The sequence below is a fragment of the Ruegeria sp. L11 genome, from assembly GCF_056531755.1.
Genome location: NZ_JBQFMI010000055.1, coordinates 1 through 706, shown reverse-complemented (window position 1 = coordinate 706; position 706 = coordinate 1). Strand labels below are relative to the sequence as shown.

The 706-nt window shown below is 48.9% G+C and carries 1 protein-coding gene; it reads left to right on the top strand.

Annotated elements, in window-relative coordinates; translation table 11 throughout:
* Nucleotides 1–63 precede the first annotated feature (63 nt).
* A complete protein-coding gene (locus tag ACR0CE_RS20540) occupies nucleotides 64–681 on the top strand; it encodes a GNAT family N-acetyltransferase (RefSeq protein ID WP_480473296.1) in 618 nt (205 codons plus the stop codon).
* Nucleotides 682–706: the final 25 nt, after the last annotated feature.

Genomic DNA, 706 nt, shown 5'->3' with positions numbered 1-706 from the left:
CATCCATCGTTGCTTGAGCAGGACAATAAATTGCGCATTTGACAACAAGTATTTGCGGCCCACATGCTGAAACGTGAAAATCGAGGTGTAACGACCAAAGGTAATTTCATGTTTAGATCATCAACCCGAAGTGAAGCAGAAAGTTTGTTAAGCGGACTTGCTCTTGGATTTTCTGCGGACCCGTTCATGCGTTGGCTGTATCCTGAACCTGCCGATTTCCTTACCCACTTCCCGCGAGTAATGGATTTCTTTGGCGGGCGTGCATTTGAACAGGGTAGCGCGTTTCGGAACGATGATTTCACTGCTGGCGCACTTTGGCTTCCGCCAAGCATTCACCCTGACGAAGAACGGCTTGTCGCCTGTTTTGAGCAGACGGTCTCACCAGAAAAGCATGATGCGTTGTTCGAAACCTTCGGGCAGATGGACAATTATCATCCCGATGAGGATTGCTGGCATTTAGCATTTATTGCGGTCGATCCAATTCGCCAAGGAAAAGGATTGGGGTCCGCGTTGCTTGAATGCTGCCTCAAACGTTGTGATGAAGATGGAAGACCTGCTTACTTAGAGTCGACAAACCCTACAAATCTATCGCTGTATAAGCGCTATGGTTTCCAAGAGATGGGTCTAATCAAAGCCGACCAAGCCCCACCCCTGTTTCCGATGTTTCGAGCCGCCCAATAGCGGTAGATCAAACGGCTGCATTGTC